A 22,280-nucleotide genomic window follows, 5' to 3' on the forward strand; every position below is an offset into this window, starting at 1 on the left:
CTGGCTCTCGGCGCGGGCCGCCGCCCGGGCGGGGACTGCGGTCTGAGTCGGGACTGCGCTGCCGGCATGGCGTGCTCCTCGGTCTCGCACCCGTCCGGGCCCGCACGGATCCGGTCCGCGCGGGTGTGATCCGGACGGGTTTGTCGCGGACATGGTGGAGGCGGCCCGGGTGGGAGCGATAGCGTGCGGGCGGCCGTCCGCACCCCTGCGACGCGGCCGCAGCGGCGCCGCCTGGGGTGATGGACCGGCGTCGCTGGAAATCCAGTACCGGCGAGTAACCTCGGGATCCGCGATCGACGACCTCCACGGCGCACCGCACGGCGGCCCGTTCCACACCGCCCTGCGCTCGGCCATCACCGCCCGCGGCCTCAGTCTGGAGCGGCTGCACGAGCGGCTGGCCGCCGCCGGACTGCGGGTCAGCGTCTCCACCCTCAGCAACTGGCAGCGCGGCCTGAGCCGGCCGAGCCGCCCGCAGAGCCTGCGCGCGGTCGCCGAGTTGGAGCGCGTGCTGGGCCTGGCGGCGGGCTCGCTCGGCGGCCTGCTGGACGCGCCCGTGCACCGCGGCCGCCGGCTGCCGGCCCCCGCCCCCGGCACCCCGGTACTGCCCGCGAGTCGGCTACGGGCCCGGATGGGCGTCCCGGCCGAACCCGAGCTGGACATCCTCGCCGTCCAGGACGAGGTGACCGTCACCGGGACGGGCTGGGTCGCCACCACCCGGACGGTGGTCCGCGCCCGCCGCTCCGGCGTGGCCCGGCACGTCGTGCTCAGCCACGTCGGCGGCGACGCGCTGCCCGAGATCCGGGCCGGCCGGGACTGCACACTCGGCCGGGTGCGGACCGACCGCGCGGCCGGCCTGGTCGCCGCCGAGCTGCTGTTCGGCCCGCTCGGCCGCGGGGAGACGTTCGCGGTGAAGCACGCCATGACCGCGAACGAACCGGAGCCGTACTACGGGCACTGGTTCCGAACCGCCGGGCAGCGCTACGAGTTGACGCTGCGTTTCGACCCCGGGGCCGGGGCCCGGCGGGCCTACCGGATCTGGCGGCTCGACGCGCGCTCACCGCACCGGGACGTGGTCCGGCTGCGGCTCATCGACGGCCGCCTCGCGCACTTCGCCGACTTCGACCTCTCCCCCGGGTTCCACGGCATCCGCTGGACCGGCCGGGAGCCCTGAGGGGCGGCGCCCTCCCGGGTCGCACGGGCCGCCGCCCGGTCCCGGTGTCAGGCCCGCTCGGCGGGAGGCCGTTCGGTGACGTCCCGGAGAAAGCGGTGAAGCGTCTCCCGCAGGGCCTCGGGCTGTTCCAGATGCAGATCGTGTCCCGTGCCCGGGATGCTCATCGCCACCGTTTCGGGGCGCTGCCGGAGCATCCTTCCGGACTCCTCCGGCGCGATGATGCCGCTCTGGCCGAGGACGACCAGGGTCGGGCAGGTGATGCCCGCCCACTCCTCCCAGTAGTCCCGCCGGGCGATCTCCGCCAGGGAGTCGACCATCACCCGGCGGTCGAAGCGCGGCCACCACCCGCCGTCGCGCTCCTCCAGTCCGTCGGCCCAGCCCTCGCCGACCGGGCCGCCGCCGAGGAACTCCACGGCCGCCGCCCTCGACGGGAAGGGCGCCGGCCACGAGTCGAACCAGCTGCCGATCTGGGCGGCGGTCTCCGGACTCGACCCGCCGGGGCCGGCTTCGACCATGACCAGCGCACGGAGGAGACCGGGGTGCGCCGCGGCGGTGAGCATGGCCGTGTGGCCGCCCAGCGACTGGCCGACCAGGACCGGCTCCCGCAGGTCGAGCTGGTCGAGCACCGCGACGACGTCGGCGACGAAGGCGGCACGTGAGACGTCCCGCGGGCGGCGTTCACTGGCGCCGTGGCCGCGCTGGTCCACCGCGACGACCCGGTGGCGCCCGCTCAGGTCCCGGGCCGCCGCGTCCCATTCACCGGCGTGCCCGGCCAGGCCGTGCAGCAGGACCACGGGCGTCCCGGACCCGCCCCAGTCGCGGCAGTGGAGTCGCACATCGCCGCGCACGACGACGCGTTCGGTCCATGTCATGAGGATTCCTTCAGGCAGCAGGGGAATGGCGGCAGGGGACGTGGGGGCGGCGGGGCCGTCGTAGGAGCGGCCTTCGAGCGACGGCCGACGGGCGGCGGACGACACCCGGCTTCGGATCCTCGGGTCAGCGCCCGACGAACCGGTTCAGGAGTTCGAGGGCACCGCTGACGTGGACGGTGCGGTCGACCGCCTCCACCGCGCGGGCCGGGCCGCAGTACCGTGCGGGCGCGCCGTCATCCTTCAGAGGACGGCGTACAGTTCGGCGGTGTCCGGTGGGTTGGCACCCGCGCGGGAGACGGTCAGTGCCGCGGCCGCGGCCGCCGTCGCCAGGGACCGGTCGAGGTCGGCTCCGGCATGGCGGGCGTGGAGCAGCGCGGCCATGAAGGAGTCGCCGGCCCCGACGGTGTCCGCGACCGGGACGGGGACGGCCGCCACCTCGGCGCGGCGCCCGTCCGAGGTGAGCGCGAAGGCGCCCTGCGCGCCGCGGGTGACCGCCACCGTGGCCGGTCCGAGGTCGAGCCAGCGGCGGGCGACGGACTCCGGATCCTGGCCGGGGTAGAGCCAGGCCAGGTCCTCGTCGCTGGCCTTGACCAGGTCGCTGAGCGCGACGCAGCGCTCGACCCGGCGGACGGCCCGCTCCCGCTCGCCCATCAGCGCGGGCCGCACGTTGGGGTCGTAGCTGACACCGGCCCGGCCGTGCCGGCGCCGGACCAGGTCGAGGACGGCCGCCGCCCCCGGGTCGGTGACGGCGGCGATCGAGCCGATGTGCAGATGGCCGGGCACGAACGGGAGCTCGGCCGCCGCCAGCGTCCACTCGATGTCGAAGGTGTAGCGGGCCCGGCCCTGTTCGTCCAGCTCGACCAGCGCGGACGGCGTCCGGGCGCCCTCCCCCGGGGCGTTGAGGACGGCCACGCCCGCGGACTCCAGGTGGGCGCGGATCAGCCGGCCGTTGGGGTCGGCGCCGAGCTCGGTGAGCAGCGTGGTCGGCAGGCCGAGCCGGGCCAGCCCGTAGGCGACGTTGGCGGGGCTGCCGCCGGGGTGGACGCGGTCGGGCCCGCCCGGGGTGCGGACGATGTCGGCGACGCACTCGCCGATCACCAGGAAGCTCGGGACGGGGCTGGTCAAGGCTGCTCCTGGCGGTCCGGGGCTTCGACGCGGTGGCGGTTGCCCAGCCTACGCGTTCGAGCGGCGGGGCCGCGGCCGGACTGCTGCGGGGCCGCGGCCTCACCTCGGCCGGGCTTCGGCCTGACCGGAAAAGGGCATGAGGAACGGCCGCCGGACCTGGCCAGGTTCTCCGACGGCCGTGGCCCCACCCGTCAGGGGGTGGAACACCTCGAAGTTATGACAGTCCGCAGCCGGTCCGCCACCACTGTGGTCCGTCCGGGGGAGGGCGCGTGTCGCGGGAGCCGCCCGGACTGTCCGACCGGTCCACTACGATCCGTGGTCGGGCGGTCGCTTCCGGTGCACGGCCGGTCGGCCGCGCGCCTCGACGCCCTGCACGACCCGATGACCCGGCACACCTTGACGCCCCGGCACAGCCCGACGGCCCGACGACCCTGTACGACCCCGTAGCACGACCCGACACGAAAGCGGTGATCACCCTGCCCAGGCCCCGCTCCGGCCGCTGCGGCCCCGCCGCCCTGGCGCTCGCGCTCAGCGCGGCGGTCCTCTGCTCCGCCCCGCCGTCCTCCGCCGCCACTGCGGGCGGTGTCGGCGACCCGGTCTTCCCCTCGCTCGGCAACCAGGGCTATGACGCCCTCGCCTACGACCTCTCCTTCGCCTACCGGCCCGACAGCCGCACCGTGGACGCCACGACCGTCCTGACCGCCCGTGCGCTGACCGGCCTGCCGGAGTTCGAGCTCGACGCGCTCGGCCTGGACGTGCACACCGTCCGGGTCGACGGCCGCCCGGCCGCCTTCCGCCTGCACGACGAGAAGCTGACCGTCACCCCGGCCCGGCCGGTGCGGCGCGGCACCGTGCTGAAGGTGACGGTCGCCTACAGCGCGGACCCGCGGGCCAGGCCGACGCACACCGGCTGGGTGCCCACCCCCGACGGGTTCGCCGTCGCCGGTCAGCCGGACGGCGCGCACACCGTGTTCCCCTGCAACGACCACCCCGGCGACAAGGCCCGGTTCACCATCGCCGTCACCGCGCCGGACACCCTGCTGGGGGTGGCCAACGGGACGCCCACCGGTACCGAGCGGCACGACGGCGGGCAGACCACCCGCCGCTACGTGACGCGCGATCCGATGGCGACCGAGCTGGTTCAGGTCTCCGTCGGCGACTACACCGTGCGCGAGCGCACCGGCCCCGGCGGGCTGCCGCTGCGGGACGTCGTCCCGACCGCGCGCGCCGCCGACCTCGAACCGGCCCTCGCCCTCACCCCCGCCCAGCTGGAGTGGGCGGAGCAGCACCTCGGCCCGTTCCCGTTCGAGACGTACGGGCTGCTGCCCGCCAACACCGACGACGAGGCCGCCTTCGACTTCACCGGCCTGGAGACGCAGACCCTGACGCTCTACAAGCCGAACTTCCTGCGCCGGCCCGAGCCCCAGATCGGCTCGCACATGATGCACGAGCTGGTGCACTCCTGGTTCGGCGACAGCGTCTCGCCGGGGACGTGGGCGGACCTCTGGCTGAACGAGGGCCACGCCGACCTCTACGGCCTGATGTACCGCTACGAGCGCGGCTGGCCCGACTCCGGCGGCTTCACCACCCTCACGGACCGGATGCGCGACGTGTACGCACGGGGCGACCAGTGGCGGCACGACTCCGGCCCGGTGGCCGCGCCGACCGCCGCCGACCTCTTCGACAGCCAGCGGTACACCGGCGGCGCACTGGTGCTGTTCGCGCTGCGCGAGCAGGTCGGGGCGGCCGTGTTCGACCGGATCGAGCGGACCTTCCTGCAGCGCTACCGGTACCGTACGGCCACCACGCGGGACTACGTCCGGACGGCCTCGGAGGTCTCCGGCCGGGATCTGTCGGGCTTCCTCGACGACTGGCTGTACGGACGGCGCACCCCGCCGATGCCGAACCACCCGGACTGGACGGTCACCCCGGTGCCGGCCACCGCCCGGGGCGACGCCGCCCCGCGCGGCACCGGGACGCTCTGAGCATCCGGACCGGCCCGGTACGCCCCGGCGCGCCGGGCCGGTGCTCCCGGGCGCCCTCCGCGCGCCCCTGTGCGGCGGGCGCCCGGGAGCGCATCGTGGTGCCCACGGCCCGCCCGCCGCCCGGCCCAGCTCCGGCCGGCTCGCGGGCCGTCCAGCGTTGCGGACCGGTCCGGCCCCGCTCCTTGGCGCCACCCCGCTGTCACCCGCTCCGCACGTCGTAGGAAATAGTTGCGGTGACCAGGCAACCCGCACGGACTCCCAGCGCGTTCAGCAACCGTGAGAAGGACACGACTGGCAGGAACGATGGGGACACCATGGCGGGGACGGCACGATGAGGGATGCGACACCGGACTTCGAGGAGTTCGTCGCGGCCCGCAGCCCTCGCCTGCTGCGCATGGCCTGGCTGCTCACCGGCGACCCGCATCTGGCGGAGGACCTGCTGCAGACCTCGCTGGCGAAGGTCTGGCCGCGCTGGGAGAAGATCTCCATCGACCGGCCGGAGGCGTACGTCCGGCGGGTGCTGGTGAACTCGCACGTCTCCTGGTGGCGGCGGCGCTGGCACGGGGAGCTGCCGTACGGCGAGCTGCCGGAGCCGCCGACCGTGGCCGACCCGTTCGAGAACTGGGCGGTCAACCAGGTCGTGGCCGCCGCCGTCCGGGCCCTGCCGCCGCGTCAGCGGGCGGTGGTGGTGCTGCGCTACTTCGAGGACCTGAGCGTGGAGGAGACGGCCGAAGCCCTGGGCTGCACCTCGGGCACGGTCAAGAGCCAGACCCATCGGGCCCTTCAGGCGCTGCGCGGCAAGCTGCCCACCCCGGAGCTGATGTTCGACGGGGGACGCCGTGACCTGGTCTGAGCACCTCGATCCGGACAGCCCTCGGGCCGACGACACCGAGGAGGAGCGGGAGCTGCGGATCCTGCTGCACCGCGCCGCCCCCGAACTGCCCGCCCCCGACGACCGGATGGACCGGATCCGCGAGCGCGCCGACCGGACCCGCCGCCGTCGGCGGCTCGCCGGACTGACGGCGGGGCTCACCACCGGTCTGGTGGCCGCTTTCCTCGCGGCCGCCCCGGCCACCGCCCCCGCGCCGTCCCCGGCGGCGCTCCAGCCGGCGGGCACGCCACCGCCCACCACCGCTCCCCTGGCCTCCCCCGCCGCGACGCCCAGCACGCCGACCGCCACCGACCCCACCGTTTTCGAAACGGAGATCCCCTTCGGTGTGGTCGACAGCCTGCGCCTCGACGTCCCGAGCCGCTGGTACACCCTCCACCTCCCGACCTCCGATCCGCCGGGCACCGTCGGCTACACCGCCACCCAGCCCCTCACCAACGCGCCGTCCTGCACCTGGGAGCAGATCTTCTGTCTGACGACCGGCCCGCTGGACAAGGACGGGGTGCTGATCACGTTCGGGCTGGTCCGCGACCACGATCTGCAGGGAAAGCTCGCCACGGCCACCGGGCCGGCGGTCGACGTCCCCCTCGACAAGGAGTGCGTCCAGATCGGCGGCACCCGGGAGCTCCGGGGCCACGACACCGTGGTCGCGGCCGACGCCACCGTCGTGATCGAACTGACGGCCTGTCTGCGGGAGCCCGGCGAGAAGACGCTCCAGCAGGTCCAGCGGGTGCTCGCCTCGGTCCGACCGGCGGAGGACTCCACCATCCAGACGGGCGGCGGGATCGGCTGGCCCTCGTCCCCGTCCACCTCGCGCTGACGCCGGAGGGCGCGGAGCACCGGGCCGTCGGGCCATCGGGCCGTCGATCGGGCGGCCCGCTCGTCAGCCGTCCCGCTGGTCCCGGCCCGAGGGCTCGGGGAACTCCGGGAACGCCTCCCGCAGGGACGGCCGCAGCGGGCTCGCCGGCCGGGCGGCCAGCGCCGCCGCGAACCCCCTCCGTGCGGCGTTCATCGCCGGGGCCACGACGGCGTCGAAGTCGGCCAGCGTCCTCAGGGCGAACGGCCGGACCCGGGAGTACCACGTGCGCCTGCGCAGCCCGAGGCTCAGCCCCAGGTCGCGGAGGTTCACCGGCCAGTCCGTGGAGGCGTTGTCGGGATCGTCGGCGTTCCACGGCTCCAACAGGACCACCGCGTCCGGGTTGAGCCGGAGGAACAGCTGCAGCAGTGCCAGCCGCTCCTGGCTGCGCAGCGCCCACCGGTCCACCAGGAGAAGGGCGGGGTTCACCGGGCCGTCGTTGTCCAGCACCGCCCGCACCTCCTCCTCGAACTCGTGGACCGAGGCGTCCATCCCCAGCCGCCGGACGGCCCGCGCCGTGTACTCGCCCAGCGAGAGCTCGGCGTTCGGCTCGTACGGGTTCCACCCCGTGCGCCGCGAGCCGTAGAACCCCGGCCGCCGACCGGTCGGCAGCTCGTCCTCGGCGAGTGACAGCACCAGGACCCGCAGGCTGTGCACGTCCTCCGCCCGGCGGATCGCGACCGGGTGCTCGAAGGCGTTGGGCTGGGACAGCAGGTCCAGCGGGCGGCCGGTCTGAATGACCGTCTCCTCGGCCACCCGGACGATCCGGCTGGCCAACCGGTGCACCGCCACCTCGTACGCGGGGCGGGAGTCCGCACTGCCGATCAAAGCGAGCAGTCCCGGCTCCTCGTCGCTGCGGGCGCCCTGTCCGGTGACCACGAGCTGACGGGCGACCGGGGGCATCGCGTCCTCGGCCAGCGGCTCCCAGAGCACCGGCACGATCCCGGTGGCCCGTCGCTCGCCGGTGCCCACGCGGTACACCGGGCGGCGGGAGAACGCGTACCACTCCCATCCGCAGACCTCGTTGGCGAAGTAGTCGGGCGAGTACAGCGGTACGAAGACCCGGCAGGACGCGAGGGCCCGGGTGTTGCGGCCGGCCCACCGGGTGCCGAGGCGCTCGGAGGTGTCCATGAAGCCGACCGAGGCCGCGTCCCACTCGGTCGGGACCAGCTCCAGGACGGCCTCGCGCAGATCGTCGAAGAACACCTCCAGCCAGCGGGTGGCGGCGGGCGAGCCGGTCGGGCCGCCGCGCACGAGGTGGGCGTGGCTCAGGTAGAAGTAGGGCTTCAGGTCCTGATCCGGAATGGCGTCCGACCCGGGCAGGGAGCGGGTCCGAACGGTCGCCTCCGGCTCGGGCTGCTCCGCGGGCCGACCCGCCGGCTCCGCTGCCGGTTGATCGGCAGGCTGATCGGCGGGTTCATCGGCGGGTTCATCGGCCGGCGCCTCCGTCGGCACCTCGACCGGTTCCTCGGCCGGTTCCTCGGCTGCTTCCTCCACCGGGGCCGGCTGTCTCAGGGCCTCGGCCACCGCCGGCAGGCCGCGCCGGTCGGCTTCGAGCGCCAGTGCCTCCCGGGTGTGCGGCGCCGCGTGCGCGACCAGGGCGGACCAGAGCCCGTCCGGCGGTTCGGCCTCCGCCGCCGGCCCCCGGCGGTGGCGCGCCGTCAGCACCGGGTTGACCAGGTAGCGCGGACCCTCCTGCGGCGAGTCGTCCACGGATGGGTGGGCCCGTCGTACCAGCAGGCCCGGCAGCCCGAAGATCGGCCTGCACGCATCGTGCAGTGCCACGGCGAACCAGGCGGCGCCGCGTTGCTCCGACGCCAGGTAGGCCAGTGCACCGGCCCGTAGCAGCTCGGCCGAGAGGGCGGGCGGGTAGCCGAGCCCGCCGACGGCCAGGGCGGCGTCGAGCATCGCCCGGACCTCCGGCGGGGCGGCGCGCCGGCGCTCCAGCAACTGCGGCACGCCCGCCATCGCCTGGATGATCCGGCCGTCCCCGGCCAACAGGGCGGCGTCGGCGAGTCGGCCGTCGAAGGCCACCGCCAGCTCGGCCTCCTGCTCGGAGAAGGCGTCCGGCACGGTGATCAGCTCGGTGGCCGCGATCAGGGCGCGGACCGGTGACCACCCGTCGGACTCGTTGCCGGCGCTGAGGTGCTGCACATAGGAGGCCCTCATTGTGCCCAGTAGCAGGACCGGTCTGCGCTCCTCGTCGTCCAGCAGCTCTCGGAGCAGCCGGGCGAAGGCGCTGCGCTCCGACTGCGGCCCCTCCAGCAGCAGCCGCTGGACGTCGTCCAGCCAGATCACGCCGAACGGCCCGACGTCGGCCGGGCGCAGCTGCTGCCGGCGGTCGATCCGGTGCAGGCGCCAGTGCGGGGGCACCTGGCGCAGCGCCTCGTAGCAGGCCCGCGTCATTCCGGTGACGGCGTTGCCGACCAGCAGCACGGACCGGCTCCGGCCGTCGGCCGCCTCGCGCACCAGTGACCGGAGCCGCTCGTCGTGTCGGCGCTCGAAGTACCGCCCCAGCCCGTCGGGCGTCTCGGGGGCGTCCTCGGACGCGTCCTCGGGCTCCGCCTGGGGCGCCGTCATGTGGACGCCGAAGGCGAGCGGTGTGATGAGGTCCGCGAGCGAGGGGGCCGCCGCCGGGGCCCGCCCGCCCTCGGCCGACTCCGCGAAGGGCAGCGCGGCCCCGTCCACCAGCCGGCCCCCGGCCTGCCCGGTGACCCGGGCGGCGGTGAAGTCCGCCGTCGCGGCGCGGCGGGCCTTGAGGTAGGCGGCGACCTGGTGGCGGACGGTGCTGCGGATCTCCGCGACCTCGTCGCGGCGCTGGGCGGCCAGCAGGGCCTCGCGGACGCCGGGGAGGAAGTCGAAGCGGAGGGCGTCCGGGTCGCCGCCCGGCGGCGGGGGCTGCCAGGGGGCGAGCAGCCCGCCCAGCAGCACCTCGGCGAGGTGGCCGTGGTCGGCCTGCGGGAGCATCACACGGCGGACCAGGGTCATCACGGGGAGGACCAGCGGGACGACGGAGAGGTGTCCGGCCAGTTGCCGGGCCAGTGGGGAGGCCGTCTCCCGGAACTGTTTGAGCGCGAGGTCCGCACTCTGCGGCAGGGCGGGCGGTGCGGCGGGGGCGGAGGCTCCGTCGCCGACCAGCAGGCTGCTCAACCGGCTGCGCCGGCCGGTGCCGGAGACCAGGGCGGCGAGGGCGCCCAGCGCCGACGGCGAGGCGTCGACCACCGGGACGGGCATCGGCCGGTCGGCCCGCAGTCGGCGGTGGGTGCGGCCGCGCGGGCGGGTGGCGGTGGCCTCCCAACCGGTGTTGGGCGCGGCCGGTCCGGTGGCACGCAGCCAGAGCGGGGTGGGGCGGACGGAGCCGCGCGACCACAGCCGCTCGGGCAGGACGTTGAGGAGGGCGACGGAGCCGTGCCGCCCCCAGCCGCGCAGGACGTTGTCCACGGCCGGGCCGCCCCAGCCGCCGCCGACGGTGTCGGTGACGACCAGGACGAGGCGGCGCCCGGACGGGTCGGCGATCTCCTGCGGGCGGCGGGGCGCGCCGCCGGGGCGGGCGGCGAGGGAGGGGGTGCCGCCGGCCTCGGTACCGCCGAGGTACCAGGTGCGGACGTCGCGGAAGACCCCGGTCTGGGCGACCACCCGGCGCAGGTCGGCAACCAGGTTGTGCCAGAGCGTCATCGAGCGGTGCGTGTCGATGACCAGGGCGAGGTCGAGCCAGCGGCCGGGTGTGGGGCGCAGCACGGGGACCAGCAGGCGCTGGTCGACGCCTGCGCTGACGGTGGCCTCCTCGTCGAGTTCTGGCTCGCCTCGGCTGTCGGCGAGGGTGCGCCGACCGAGCGGGCGCAGGGCGCGCATGACGGCGAGCGGGTCGGCGAGGGCACCGGCCCGGGCGACCCGGACGAGGTCGCCGCGCCGGGCCGCGGCGCCCTCACCCGGATTCTCGGGGCGGCCGGAGCCGCCGGGGCTCCCGGGTGCGGTGAGGTCGGCGGTGGCGTAGTGCTGTTCGAGCGGGCCGTCGGCCGACTCGTCGGGGCCCTGGTCCCCGGTCCGGTCCTCGGCGGCGTCCTGGTCCACGGGGGTGTCCTGGGCCGCCGGGGCGGCGGGCTGCTGCGGGCGGTCACGGCCGGAGTCGTCGAGGCAGCCGGCCAGCCAGAGGATGTCGGCGAGCTCCTCCGGGCCCAGGTCGGCCGCCGAGGCGGCGTCGGCCTCGGCGAGTGCGCGCAGCAGCCGGGCGATCACGGCGAGGCCGGTCCGGTGAGCTTCTGCAGCACGGTCCGCAGGAAGGTGTCGCGTTCGGTGTCGTCGGACCAGGCGCCGCTGAGCCGGAGCTGGACGGCGTTCAGCAGCTGGTCGGTGGCGAGGTCCCCTTCGACGCGGCGTTCGTCGAAGGCGCGGATCAGCCCGTGGACGAGGTCGCGGCGGTCGTCGTCGAGGTCGGCGGGCAGGTGGAGGCGCTGTCTGATGATCTGTTCGAGCTTCTCGGTACTGGGCGGCTGGACGTGCAGCCGGATGCAGCGGCGCAGGAACGGCGGCGGGAAGTCGCGTTCGTTGTTGCTGGTGAGGACGACGAGGGGGAAGGCCAGGCACTGGACGCGGCCGTGGTCGACGGCGACGGTGGCACCGGCGGCCTGGTCCGCTCCGAAGGTGTCGTCGGTGCCGATCCGGACCCGGGGTTCGCGGGCGGCGATCCGGGCGAGTTCGGGGATCTCGAAGCCGCCGTCCTCGAACACGGTGAGCAGGTCGCCGGGCAGGTCGATGTCGCTCTTGTCGATCTCGTCCACCAGCAGGACGCGCGGGTGGACCTGCGGAAGCAGCGCGGTGCCGAGCGGGCCCAGCCGCAGGTAGGGGGCGATGGAGCGGTCGGGCGCGGGCGGGCGCGGCGAGTCCCCGGCGTCGCCGCCGCCGCGCAGCTGCTGCAGGTTGGCGTCGTGCAGGCGGCTGATCGCGTCGTAGCGGTAGAGGCCGTCGCGCAGGGTGCTGCGGCTGGTGATCGGCCAGTGCAGGACCGGGCCGAGGCCGAGGTCGGCGGCGATGCTGTAGGCCAGGGTGGACTTGCCGACGCCGGGCTTGCCGGTGACCAGGAGCGGGCGGCTCAGGTAGAGGGCGGTGTTGACGGCGTCGGTCTCGGCCTCGTCGGGGACGTAGCCGGTGCCGCGCCGGGTGGTGCGCTCCCAGGCGGGTCCGGTGGGGCCGGGAGGGCGGTAGCCCGGGTCGGGGGTGCCGTCGAAGTCGCGCCACGGCGGCTGCTTGCCGGCCAGCCGGGCGAGCCGCTCCTCGGGGGTGCCCGCCCCCTGGTAGATCCACCAGTCCTTCATGGGCTCCTCGCTCCGTCCTTTCGGGTCGGTCGGTTCTGTCGGTCGGGTGCGTGGGCTGTGTGGGGCGTGTGGGTCGGGGTCGGCGGGTCGGGGTCGGCGGGTCGGGGTCGGCGGGTCGGGGTCGGCGGGTCGGGGTGGGCGGTCAGGACAGCGATCTGGTCTGCGGGCGGTGCTCGGGGTCGTCCCAGAGCAGGCCGAGGGGCTCACCGCCGGGGCGGCCGGCCGGGCAGCCGCCGCAGCCGCCGGGCGGGCCGCCGATCCGTACCTGCCGCACGAGGGCGGGCAGGCGGCCGAGGTCGAACTCCCCGGTGGGGTCGGCGGAGCCGGTCGGGGTGGTGGAGCCGGTCGAGCCTGTCGAGCCGGCGGCGGCGAGCACGGCGGCCAGGCCGTCCGCGGTGCGGGCCCGGCAGCCGCCGCAGCCGTCGGGGCCCTCCGCGCGGTCGCGGTCGGTCCCGGGGGTGGTGCGGGTGCCTGGGTCGGTGCGGGTGCGGGGGTCGGTGTCGGTACCGGTGGGGGTCCGCCGCCAGACGGCGATCGGCATCCCGGCGTCGAGCAGCACCTCCAGCCGGTCGGACAGTGGCGCGCCGTGCCGGTCGAGCAGGGCGCAGACCGGGTGGCCCTCGGCGCCGAGCCGGTCGGCGAGGCCGAGGTCGAGCGGGGTGCCCTCGGAGAGCGGTACGACGGCGTCGGGGTGGCGCCCGCCGTGCTCCCGGTACCAGGCCCACTTCGACTTCCAGCGCTTCTCGGACTGGTGGGTGCGCTCGTCGGGGCAGCGGACCAGGACCTCGTACGCGCGGCCGAGTTCGGCCGTCCGGCGCCTGCGGGTGGGCAGCGGCCAGCTTTCGAACGGCTCGTCCAGCAGGATCTCGGGGACGTGGAACTCGATCCGCTGCACGTCCGGGTCCGCGGCCGGGCCGAAGAGCTGGTGGACCAGCTCGCCCTGCACGGTGGTCAGGTCGACCGGCCGGGCGGACTCCCAGAGCGCCTCGAAACCCCGCCGGTAGCGCCACATCCGGACCAGGTAGCCGTCCTCGTCGCTGGACTCCGCGAGCTGGACGTGCAGTTCCGCCCGCCCCTCGCGTTCCGGGGCGGGCGGCGCGGGGACGGCGTCGGCGCCCAGCCGGCGGCCGGTGCGCCGGACCCAGTCCGCGAGGCGCTCGGCCCGTTCCGGGTCGTCCTCGCGCGCGGCGAGGTAGCGGACGAAGGCCAGCGGGAGCGGCAGCCGCCGTCCACCGCCGCCGAGGCGCTTGTCGAGGTCGCGCACCACGGCCATGGGTTCGGCGGCGGGCAGGACCGGGCCGGGCGGGGCGCAGCCGGCGGCCTCGAAGGCCCAGCGGTAGGCGTGGTAGGCGTCGGGCGGCAGCCGGGGGCCGGTGAACAGGCGGGTCAGTTCGGCCCAGGCCTGGGCGTCGAGCGGTGGTGCGCCGGGCGGCTCGTCCGGCCAGCCGTCGTCGGTGAGCGGGGAGCCGTCCCAGCCGGTGATGCGCCACTGGATCTGCTGCCAGGCCAGGCCCTGGTCGGCGAGTTCGGCGAGGTCGTCGCGGACCTGGCGGGCGATGTCGGGCAGCCGGTCGATGCTCTCGGCGAAGGACCGGCCGTCGAGGCGGGCCAGCAGGGTGTCGGTGAGGCGGCCCGCGCCGTCGAGGTTCTGGGCCGGACGGCCGGGCTGGGCGGCGTAGAGGACGAAGGTGCTGCGACCCGGTGCGCGGCCGCCGCTGCCGTACCGGGTGCTGCCGAAGGTGGACCGGACCCGGGCGGGTATGTCGAGCCGGCAGGCGTCGCCGATGGAGACCACCCGGGCGAACCGGCCGCGGGTGATGCTGGTGGACCGCCAGAAGCGGAGCGCCGAGTCGAGGTCGAGGTGGCGGACCGACTCGGTGCCGGCGTCCGCGAAGGGCAGCAGCAGCCGGTCGTCGTCGTCCGAGTAGCCGTGTCCGGCCCAGTAGAGGACGAGCAGGTCGCCGTCGCACTTGGGCAGTTCGCGGAGCAGGGCGTCCTCGATCTCGGCCTTGGTGGCGGGGCGGTGGTCGGGCAGCGGGTCGGCGGGCGGGTGTCCCTGGACCGCCGGAAGCGGGGAGAGGAACAGCCGGACGTTGGACTCGGGGACGCCTGCGCCGCCGGTGAGCCACTCCGCGAAGCGGACGGCGTCCCGGGCCGGGCCGCGGAGGTTCCAGTCGGCGCCCACCCGGTACGACTCGATGCCGACGACCAGGGCGAAGACCCGTTCGGGTGAGAGCTGGTGGCCGGGCCCCCCGGGGGTGGGCGTCACCCGCCGTCCCCTGCGGCGGTCCCGTCAGCCGGGTGCCGCCCGTCCGCCAGGAGGGTCCCGTCCGCCGGGCCTGCGCCGGTCATTGGCCTCGGGGCGGTCGCGAGGGCGGCGGCGATCCGGTCGTAGACGGCGGGAAGCTTGAAGTAGGCGCTGTGGCAGTACGGGAACGGCTGGCGGCTGCTCACCTCGTGGTCGGTGACCCGGGCATCGCCGGGGAAGACCGGGGCGGCCCGGTACCCGAGGAGGTCGCCGGGGTCGTAGATGTTCAACCAGTCGGGGAACCCGCTCGGCAGGCCGCTGCCGGGTTCGAGGCCGTTGAGCGCCCCGAGCTCGTGCAGGAAGGGCGCCTGCGATCCGACGGTGACCAGCAGCCGCAGGTCGGGCGGGGTGCCGCCGGAGGCGGCGAGGGCCAGGCAGTCGACCAGGGCGATGCCGCCGAGGCTGTGCCCGATCACCACGGTCGGGCCGGGGGCGGCGGCGATCCGCTCGGCCAGGTAGGCGCGCAGCGGCCCGCCGCGCGCCTGGTAGCGCAGGATGTCGCCGAGCGCGGGAGTGGCACCGACGGTCAGCGCGCCGCGCCGGCGTTCCAGCAGGCGCTGGCCGCCCACCCGCATGCCGAGCCTGCCGAGGACTCCCGCCGCCCGGCCGAGCGGTCCGCGGGCGGTGCCGCCGAGGCGGTCGGCGAGGAGTTCGGTCAGGCGGTCGCGTTCGTCGGCGGTGCAGAGCGCCCGGGGGCCGGCGGCGGTGAGCAGTTCGGCGGTGAGCGCGCGGGCGGTGGCAGCGGTCAGCTCGGCGGCGGCCGCGGCATCGACGGCCTGCTCACAGGCCTCGGCGAACTCCTCGGCGGCGGCGAGGCGCCGCAGCGCGGCCGGGAGGTACGGGGCGAGCGCGGTGGCGGCCAGCAGGGTGGCGAGCTCGTCGCCCACCGGGGTGGACACCGTGGCGGGCTCCGACGGCGCCGGATCCGACGCAGGATCCGGCCCGGAATTCGGCCCAGGATTCGGCGCGAAGTCCGAGGCGAGGGCGGCCAGCCGGTCGGCGACGGCCTGGCCCGGGGCGGCGCCGGGTATGCCGAACCCGTCGTCCTCGGCGGGCAGTTCGGCGAGGACCCGGAGTTCGCACAGCGGGTCGACGAACAGCAGGGTCCAGCCACCGTCCGCCCGGTCGGGGGCGCCGGACTCGTCAAGCGCGTCGAACTCGCCCGGGGCGTCGACCCACCCGGGCCGGTCGACCGGCGGCTCGGGTGCGTCCAGGGGCAGGCCCGCGAAGCCGGGGATCGAGGCCCCGCCCGCGCTGAGCGTCACGCCGTGCTCGTCACCCCAGTAGCAGGGCACCACATCGGCATCCGGGAACCGGGCCCGGAGCTCGCGGGCCACCAGTTCGAACAACGGGTCGTAGCCCTCGCGCCGTACCCCGGTGCCGTGCACGAACAGGAACCGCATGTCGCCCCCGCGCTCTCCCGAACTCCCCTGCCCGACCAGCACCCTAGCGCCGCTGCCGCCCGTGGACAGCCTGTCCGCCACAAAGTCCGCCACAAAACCGTCGGGCTCCCCGCCGCGATGGCGGGGAGCCCGTGGGGCGGCGGCGGGCGCCGGGTGGGTCAGTAGCGCAGGACGGCGGCGATCCGGCCACGGCCGGCGAGCTCGTCGGCCGGAACGAACTGGACCTTGGCACCGGTGTCCAGCGCCCGCTCGACGATCTCGTCGACCATGTCCTCGCGGACGTCCGGCTCGCCGGCCGGGGCGGGCACCAGGTGGCTGTCGGTCACCCGGACCGGCTCCCAGTAGTCCTCCTCGACCGCCACCAGGCCGGCCCGGCCCGCGGTGACGCTCTGCCAGACCTCGTCGATCCCGGCGGCCAGCGCCTTGACGCCCTGGGCCTGGTCGAGGCGCTCGTGCAGCTCCGCGACCGCCTTCTTGCCCTGCTGCTCGACGGTGGCCCGGACGGCCTCGGCGACGGCGGCGGACTGGGCGTGGCCGAGACCGCCCCGGTGGACCTGGGCGGTGGCGCGCTTGGCGGCGGTGCCGACCTCGTCCAGCAGCGACAGTGCGGCGGCCTCGCCGAGCACGTACAGCGGGCGGGCGTCGGTCTCCAGCAGGACGGCGAGCGCGGTGTCCGCCTCGCGCAGGAAGCGGCGGGTCTCCTCGTCGCGGAAGGTGCTGGGCACGTCGCCGATCCGCTCCTGGCGCTCGACGTCCCAGTCCGGCCGGACCTGGTCGAGCGGGAAGCCGCCGGCGGCGTGCTCGACCAACCTCGGCCCGGTGCCGCTGAACAGGGCGACCCGGTCGGCCGCGACGGTCAGCACCCAGTAGGGCGCGCCGGCCGTGGAGGCGGAGACCAGGTTGCGGGTCAGGAACGTCTCGGCGAGGACCACCCGGGCGGGGACGGTACGGGGCAGCGACCACACCTGGTGCTCGCCCGGCGCCGCGAAGATCACCAGGCCGTCCTCCGCGTGGACCAGGTCGACCTCGGCCAGGGCCCGGTCCAGCTGGTCGACCACGTCCAACCGGTCGGCCCGGGAGACCGCCTCGTCGGCGTGCAGCCGGTTCTTCGCCTCGGCCACGAGGTTGCGCAGGCGCACCGGGTCCTGGGTGTTGTCGGGCTCGCTGCGGTGGGTGGGCAGCAGGACGGAGACGGCCGGGTAGCGCCGGGGGCGGCGCAGCTCGGCGAGGACGGCAGGCGTGAGCTCGGCTGCGTGCATCGGGTGCCCTTCTTGTCGTGGTTGCGTCGGCTTGTCGGGTGCCTCGGCAGGATCGGCATTATCGGCTGTTTTTCTGTTTTGCCAGAGTTTGCCGGATTTGCCTCCCCGACCCTTCCCCATCCGAACACCCACCTATGCCCGTCAGCACCGAAAAGGTGTCCGTATGCGAGGCGCCCCCGGGCGGACGGGCACCGCCCCAGGGGTCCAGTTCGCACCTGATGCAGAATCAGGACATGTTGATCGCCTGATACTTCTGTCCTGCCGTTGGTCCAGCCCCTACGCTGAGCGCTGCCGCACACGGGGAGCGAGGGGAGCCACAGGTGGGGGACGTCATCACGGTGCATCTCGGCGGGGGCGCGCTCGTCCACGCCGAGGCGACGGCGCCGGAGGCTGCGAAGGCCCCGGCCGCCACACCGGTCGGAGCAGCCGACGGCGCGGGGGTACCGGGCACCGCCGGGGCACGGAGCCGCGCAGGGGGACGGGACGCCGCAGGGGGCCGGGACGCCGTAGGGGCACGGGGCACCGTCCGGCGGGCGCCGGCCGGGCTTCCGGCGCGGTCGGACGCGGTCGGCGACGGGTCGGACGGCGGACCTCCCGGCGTCGGGGCCCCGGTCGGACCGCGGGTGAGCGACGCCCGGTGACCGGCCCGTGGCCGCTCCGCGTGGAGGCCGCGCTGACCGCCGCCGTCGAGGTGTGCGACGACTCGGGCTTCCTGGGCAGCGGGTTCGTCCTCTCCCCCGGGGTCGTACTGACCGCCGCGCACCTCGCCCGCCGGAGCCGCAGCGGGCTGGGCGTGCGGGGCCCCTGGGGCCGGGTCCTCGCAGCCGGTCCCGCCCGGCTGTTCCCCGCCGAGCCGGGTGACGGCAGGTTCCACGCCTTCCCGGATCTCGCCCTGCTCGACCTCGACCGGGCGGTCGCGCTGCCGCCGTTCGCCCTGGACGCCGGGCGCCCGCCGGGCCCCGGGACGGCGGTGCTGGTGGCCGGGTTCTCCACCCACACCCCGATGCCCGGGGCCCAGGAGGACTCGCTGCTGCTCACCGTGGCCGGCCCGTCCGCGGGCTACCTGCGGGTGACCGGGGACGAGGTGAAGGACGGCTTCAGCGGCAGCATGGTCATCCGACTGGACTCCGGCGCGGTGTGTGGCGTCCTGAAGGGCAGCCGGGACTTCGACGGCGTCCGCGGCGGCTGGTTCACGCCCCTGTCGGCGCTCGCGGCCGCCCTGTCTGCGGACGACCCCTTGCAGGAGGTGCTGACCGCCGGGACGGGGGCGGGCGCGATGGCACGGCATGCCGACCCGGCAGCACGTGCCGAGGAGGCATCTCATGCCGCTGAGGCGTCTCATACCACCGAGGCGTCTCATGCCACCGAGGCATCTCATGTCACCGAGTCGGCGCGACCCGCCGCGGAGGTGGCACGTCATGCCACGGTGGCGCAGCCTGCCCCAGTGGCACGGCCTGCCGAGGAGCCCCAACCCAACCCGATGGCACGTCATGCCGATACGGCACGCCATGCCACCCCCGCCGATCCAGCCGGCCCGGCACCCGGCGCCACTGCGGCACGACCTGCCATGTCAACACGACGTGCCACCGCCCTGCCCGGGGCACGGGAGCTCGTCCCGCTCCTGCTGACGATCCCGGACATGGACGACCCCGACTTCCGCCGCCAGGTCCTGCGCGGCGCAGCAGAGCGGCTCGGCTCGTCCGCGCCGCTCCGGGTCGCGTTCCGGGCGCAGGCGATCGACCACCTGATCGAGACAGTCCAGGCCTGCACGAGCCACCGCGATCCGGCGGCGGCCCTGGCCGCCGTGCTCGACACCCTGGACTTCCTGCGCCCCGGCCTCGCCGCCGTCGACGAACTCCGTACGCTGGCGGGCCTCCCCGCACCCGACCCCGGCGGATCCGGCGACCTCGACGGACCCGGTGGACCCGGCGACCCCGGTGGACCGGTGGGCAGACCGTGGTAGAGCGCCGCGGTCTGCTCGCCCGCCTGGGCGGCCGCCGCCGACCCGGCGCAGCAGACACCGACACCGCCCCGCCGAACGGCGCACCCGCCGAATGCGGGATTTGGCCGACCGGGGCCGACCGGCAGCTGTGCGAGATCCTCGCCGAGATCCCCGGCATCGGCGACCCCGCCTTCCGTGAGCGCACCCTGGAGGAGCTCGGCCGCCGGCTCGGGCTGCCCGGCGCGTTCGCCGTCCCGTACAGCGCCCTCGCCGGCGACCACCTCCAGGACATCGTCCGCGGCTGCCGCCAGTGGCACGACCCGGCGCAGGCTCTCCTCCAACTCGCCGACGTCCTGCGTTTCCAGCGCCACGGCACGGCCGCCGTCGACTGGCTGACCGCCTGCGTCGAGGCGATCACGGTGCCCGGCCTGCTCGCCCCGGCCCCGCTGCTCGCCCTGCTGCGGATCCTGCGCGCCCTGCGGCCGCCGCCCGCCCCGGCCAGGGTCCTGGCCCTGGTCGAGGCCGCCTGCACGCCCGGCGAGACCCACCCGGTGCGGGGCGGCAACGGCCTGCCCGAGGCGGTGACCCGGCTCAACCAGGCCCGGCTCGACCACGCCCACCCCGGCCAGGCCCACCCCGGCCACGCCCGCCCTGCCTGCACCCGCCCCGACGACACCCGCCCCAGCCCGCTGCGGCCCGGCCAGTCGACGGCGGCCCCGGACACCGAGGCTCCGGACGGCCGCGCGGCGCCCCCGTTGCTGCTGCGCTTCCTGACCAGGCTCGCCGAGGAGGTCACCGGCCCCGAGGCCACCGCGCTGACCGACCTGGTCAAGCAGCAGGCCCACGAGCTGGGCGTCGCCGACGCCGACCTGGCCGCATCCGCCCCGGAGCCCGCCGCCCGTTGCGGCAGTCCGGCCGAGCAGCACCACCCGCTGGTGCTGCAGATCGTCCTGGACGACGTGTCACCGGTCGGCTCGGACGCCGAGCCGGTCTACGCCTTCGAGGCCCTCCTCTACGACACCACCGAGCACCCGTGGCGGCTGGTGTCCAAACACGCCTCGGACGACCAGATCCCGCAGTCCGCCCTGCGCAGCAGCGGCAGCCGGCATCTGACGACCTGGCAGGAGCTGGCCGCCGCGGCGGCCGACGCCGAGGGGCTGCGGGTGGAGTTCCTGCTGCCGTGGTCCCTGCTCGGCCACCCCGCCGAGCTGTGGCCGATGGACGAGGACGACTACCCGGTCGGCATGCACTTCCCGGTGGTGGTCCGCTCCCTGGACCGGATCCGGTCGGCGCTCTGGCACCCGGCGTGGAAGAACAAGTGGCGGGCGCTGGAGGCGACCGTGGACAGCGGCGCCCCGGGCACCGTCGCCGACCTGCCCGGCTGGTTCGCGCTCGGTGCCGGGCTGGCCCCGATCGACGCCGAGACCACCGGTCGGACCCTGCACGTCGGCGGCCGCCAGGGCGACGTACGGCGGTGGCTCGACGAGCGGCCGCAGACCGCGATCCTGGCGCTGTGCTTCCCGTACGCCTACCACCCGAAGCACCGGGCGGTGCCCTACCGCGCGGTCAAGGACGCCGTCCGGGAGGGCATCCCGGTGATGGTCTGGCGGCGTGACTCCGGCAGTTCCATCGAACTGCACGAGCTGCTCGGCGAACTGACCGCCACCCACCTGGCGGGCCTGGCGGCCCACATCCACCGCAGGCGCCGGGCCGCCGCCGAGGACGACCCCGCCGACCTCGGACACCACCTCACGCTGCTCTGGGACGAGCCCGGCCAGGCCGCCTGGCTGGCGCCGACGCCGTTCAGCACTCCCGCGCACCGCGTCGTTCCCGACCACCGCACCGTTCCCGACCACCGCACCGCCTCAGCGCACCACACCACCGCCTCAGCGCACCACACCACCTCCGCCTACCGCACCGCGCTCGACCCGGACCCCGGCGGCCTCCCCGGCACGGCCCCCGACCCGGCGCCCCACTCCGACCGGCGGCCGGCCCAGCAGGAAGGACAACCCGCGTGACGACCCCGTACGACGACGCCCTGCCCGTGCCCGGCACGCCCGCACAGCACCAGCAGCACCAGCACCAGCACCAGCACCAGCAGGGCGGCGGTGCCCCGGAGTGGTGGATCTACCGCAGCACCGGTGTCCCGCACGACGGGATCCGGCGGCTGCCCGACGCCCCGCCCTGGCGCTCCTTCCGCCGCGACGGCGAGGACCACGGCAGCCTGCCCACACCACCGGAGATGTCCGAGGCGGTCGCCTTCCGCAAGCTCGGCCGCGACCACCAGGCCGCCGCCTACCAGGCCGACGAGAAGGAGATCCACCTCGTCAACATGGCCCTGCACCTGCGCCGCCCGCTCCTGGTCACCGGCCCGCCCGGGGTGGGCAAGTCCACCCTGGCGTACAGCGTCGCGCACGAGCTGGGCCTCGGCCCGGTGCTGCACTGGCCGGTCACCAGCCGCGCGACCCTGCAGGAGGGCCAGTACCACTACGACGCGATCGGCCGCCTCCAGGACACCGGTCTGCGACCCGTCGGCGGCGGCACCGGCGCGACGGACCGGTCGGCCCCCGGCATCGGCCCCTATCTGCGGCTCGGCCCGCTCGGCACCGCGCTGCTGCCCTGGGACCGGCCCCGGGTGCTGCTCATCGACGAGATCGACAAGGCCGACCTGGACCTGCCCAACGACCTGCTCACCGTCTTCGAGGAGGGCGAGTTCGTCATCCCCGAGCTCAGCCGTCTGGACGAGGAGGACGCGCAGGTGATGACGGGCGACGACGACGGCTGGACGTCCCTGAGCCGCGGCCGGGTGCGGTGCACCGAGTTCCCGCTGGTCATCCTCACCAGCAACGAGGAGCGGGAGTTCCCGGCCGCCTTCCTGCGCCGCTGCCTGCGCCTGGAGATCCCCCGGCCCGGCCCGGACAAGCTGGCCCGGATGGTCGCCGCGCACCTGTCCGGCCCCGGGGCCGCCGTCCCGGCCGAGGTCCGCGAGCGCCTGATCGCCCGGTTCCTGGCCAAGCAGCAGGAGGAGGGCGCCGACCTGGCCAACGACCAGCTGCTCAACGCCCTGCTGATGGCCTCCCGCGGCCTGTGGGACAGCGACGGCGGCCGGGCCCTCCTCGACACCCATCTGCTGCGCTCACTCGAGGAGCGGTGACACC

14 protein-coding genes are annotated in these 22,280 nt (G+C 75.6%); 7 read left to right on the top strand and 7 right to left on the bottom strand.

Annotated features, from left to right (window positions below):
* Positions 1-169 precede the first annotated feature (169 nt).
* Positions 170-1,171 (top strand): helix-turn-helix domain-containing protein, encoded by a 1,002-nt coding sequence (locus ACGFZP_RS24620; RefSeq protein WP_392936750.1) that lies wholly within the window; start codon positions 170-172, stop codon positions 1,169-1,171.
* Between the two features lie 47 nt (positions 1,172-1,218).
* Here the strand turns inward: ACGFZP_RS24620 and ACGFZP_RS24625 are convergent, their stop codons facing one another.
* Together ACGFZP_RS24625 and ACGFZP_RS24630 are read right to left on the bottom strand one after the other, a co-directional pair.
* Entirely contained in the window at positions 1,219-2,043 is an 825-nt protein-coding gene (locus ACGFZP_RS24625; RefSeq protein WP_392936753.1) for an alpha/beta fold hydrolase, read from the bottom strand.
* 240 nt (positions 2,044-2,283) lie between these two features.
* Positions 2,284-3,168 (bottom strand): carbohydrate kinase, encoded by an 885-nt coding sequence (locus ACGFZP_RS24630; RefSeq protein WP_392936755.1) that lies wholly within the window; start codon positions 3,166-3,168, stop codon positions 2,284-2,286.
* A gap of 467 nt (positions 3,169-3,635) precedes the next feature.
* On the opposite strand from ACGFZP_RS24630, the gene ACGFZP_RS24635 reads away from it, so the two are divergent.
* The 3 genes from ACGFZP_RS24635 to ACGFZP_RS24645 all read left to right on the top strand — a co-directional run bounded on the left by ACGFZP_RS24635 (position 3,636) and on the right by ACGFZP_RS24645 (position 6,862).
* Positions 3,636-5,153, top strand: a complete 1,518-nt coding sequence (locus ACGFZP_RS24635; RefSeq protein ID WP_392936757.1) for a M1 family metallopeptidase — start codon at positions 3,636-3,638, stop codon at positions 5,151-5,153.
* Between the two features lie 331 nt (positions 5,154-5,484).
* Positions 5,485-6,006: a SigE family RNA polymerase sigma factor gene (locus ACGFZP_RS24640; RefSeq protein WP_392936759.1), complete on the top strand. Its 522-nt coding sequence runs from the start codon at positions 5,485-5,487 to the stop codon at positions 6,004-6,006.
* Complete coding sequence (locus ACGFZP_RS24645) at positions 5,993-6,862, top strand: hypothetical protein (protein WP_392936762.1); 870 nt, start codon at positions 5,993-5,995, stop codon at positions 6,860-6,862. The genes ACGFZP_RS24640 and ACGFZP_RS24645 overlap by 14 nt, the downstream gene beginning before the upstream one ends.
* A 63-nt stretch (positions 6,863-6,925) precedes the next feature.
* Here the strand turns inward: ACGFZP_RS24645 and ACGFZP_RS24650 are convergent, their stop codons facing one another.
* The 5 genes from ACGFZP_RS24650 to ACGFZP_RS24670 form a co-directional block, all read right to left on the bottom strand.
* A complete protein-coding gene (locus tag ACGFZP_RS24650; protein WP_392936764.1) occupies positions 6,926-11,134 on the bottom strand; it encodes a TIR-like protein FxsC in 4,209 nt (1,402 codons plus the stop codon).
* On the bottom strand, positions 11,131-12,210 hold the full coding sequence (locus ACGFZP_RS24655; RefSeq protein ID WP_392936766.1) for an AAA family ATPase: 1,080 nt from the start codon (positions 12,208-12,210) through the stop codon (positions 11,131-11,133). The genes ACGFZP_RS24650 and ACGFZP_RS24655 overlap by 4 nt, the downstream gene beginning before the upstream one ends.
* A gap of 142 nt (positions 12,211-12,352) precedes the next feature.
* A complete protein-coding gene (locus ACGFZP_RS24660; RefSeq protein ID WP_392936767.1) occupies positions 12,353-14,479 on the bottom strand; it encodes a caspase family protein in 2,127 nt (708 codons plus the stop codon).
* Positions 14,476-15,921, bottom strand: a complete 1,446-nt coding sequence (locus ACGFZP_RS24665; protein ID WP_392936769.1) for a hypothetical protein — start codon at positions 15,919-15,921, stop codon at positions 14,476-14,478. Before ACGFZP_RS24665 ends, ACGFZP_RS24660 begins: the two co-directional genes overlap by 4 nt.
* A gap of 158 nt (positions 15,922-16,079) precedes the next feature.
* A complete protein-coding gene (locus ACGFZP_RS24670; protein WP_392936771.1) occupies positions 16,080-17,180 on the bottom strand; it encodes a chemotaxis protein in 1,101 nt (366 codons plus the stop codon).
* 637 nt (positions 17,181-17,817) lie between these two features.
* Here ACGFZP_RS24670 and ACGFZP_RS24675 point away from each other — a divergent pair.
* From ACGFZP_RS24675 to ACGFZP_RS24685, 3 genes are read left to right on the top strand one after another with little or no spacing between them, the layout of a single operon-like run.
* Entirely contained in the window at positions 17,818-19,143 is a 1,326-nt protein-coding gene (locus tag ACGFZP_RS24675; RefSeq protein WP_392936773.1) for a hypothetical protein, read from the top strand.
* On the top strand, positions 19,137-21,140 hold the full coding sequence (locus tag ACGFZP_RS24680; RefSeq protein ID WP_392936776.1) for a hypothetical protein: 2,004 nt from the start codon (positions 19,137-19,139) through the stop codon (positions 21,138-21,140). The genes ACGFZP_RS24675 and ACGFZP_RS24680 overlap by 7 nt, the downstream gene beginning before the upstream one ends.
* Positions 21,137-22,276: an AAA family ATPase gene (locus tag ACGFZP_RS24685; RefSeq protein WP_392936778.1), complete on the top strand. Its 1,140-nt coding sequence runs from the start codon at positions 21,137-21,139 to the stop codon at positions 22,274-22,276. Before ACGFZP_RS24680 ends, ACGFZP_RS24685 begins: the two co-directional genes overlap by 4 nt.
* Positions 22,277-22,280: the final 4 nt, after the last annotated feature.

Source organism: Kitasatospora sp. NPDC048239 (assembly GCF_043202015.1).
In the GTDB taxonomy this organism is placed as follows: domain Bacteria; phylum Actinomycetota; class Actinomycetes; order Streptomycetales; family Streptomycetaceae; genus Kitasatospora.

What these genes read in the sequence shown, in the direction of transcription:
- ACGFZP_RS24625 (WP_392936753.1), bottom strand. Translation starts at nt 2,043, where the DNA reads ATGACATGGACCGAACGCGTCGTCGTGCGCGGCGATGTGCGACTCCAC.
- ACGFZP_RS24640 (WP_392936759.1), top strand. Translation starts at nt 5,485, where the DNA reads ATGAGGGATGCGACACCGGACTTCGAGGAGTTCGTCGCGGCCCGCAGC.
- ACGFZP_RS24655 (WP_392936766.1), bottom strand. Translation starts at nt 12,210, where the DNA reads ATGAAGGACTGGTGGATCTACCAGGGGGCGGGCACCCCCGAGGAGCGG.
- ACGFZP_RS24665 (WP_392936769.1), bottom strand. Translation starts at nt 15,921, where the DNA reads ATGCGGTTCCTGTTCGTGCACGGCACCGGGGTACGGCGCGAGGGCTAC.
- ACGFZP_RS24670 (WP_392936771.1), bottom strand. Translation starts at nt 17,180, where the DNA reads ATGCACGCAGCCGAGCTCACGCCTGCCGTCCTCGCCGAGCTGCGCCGC.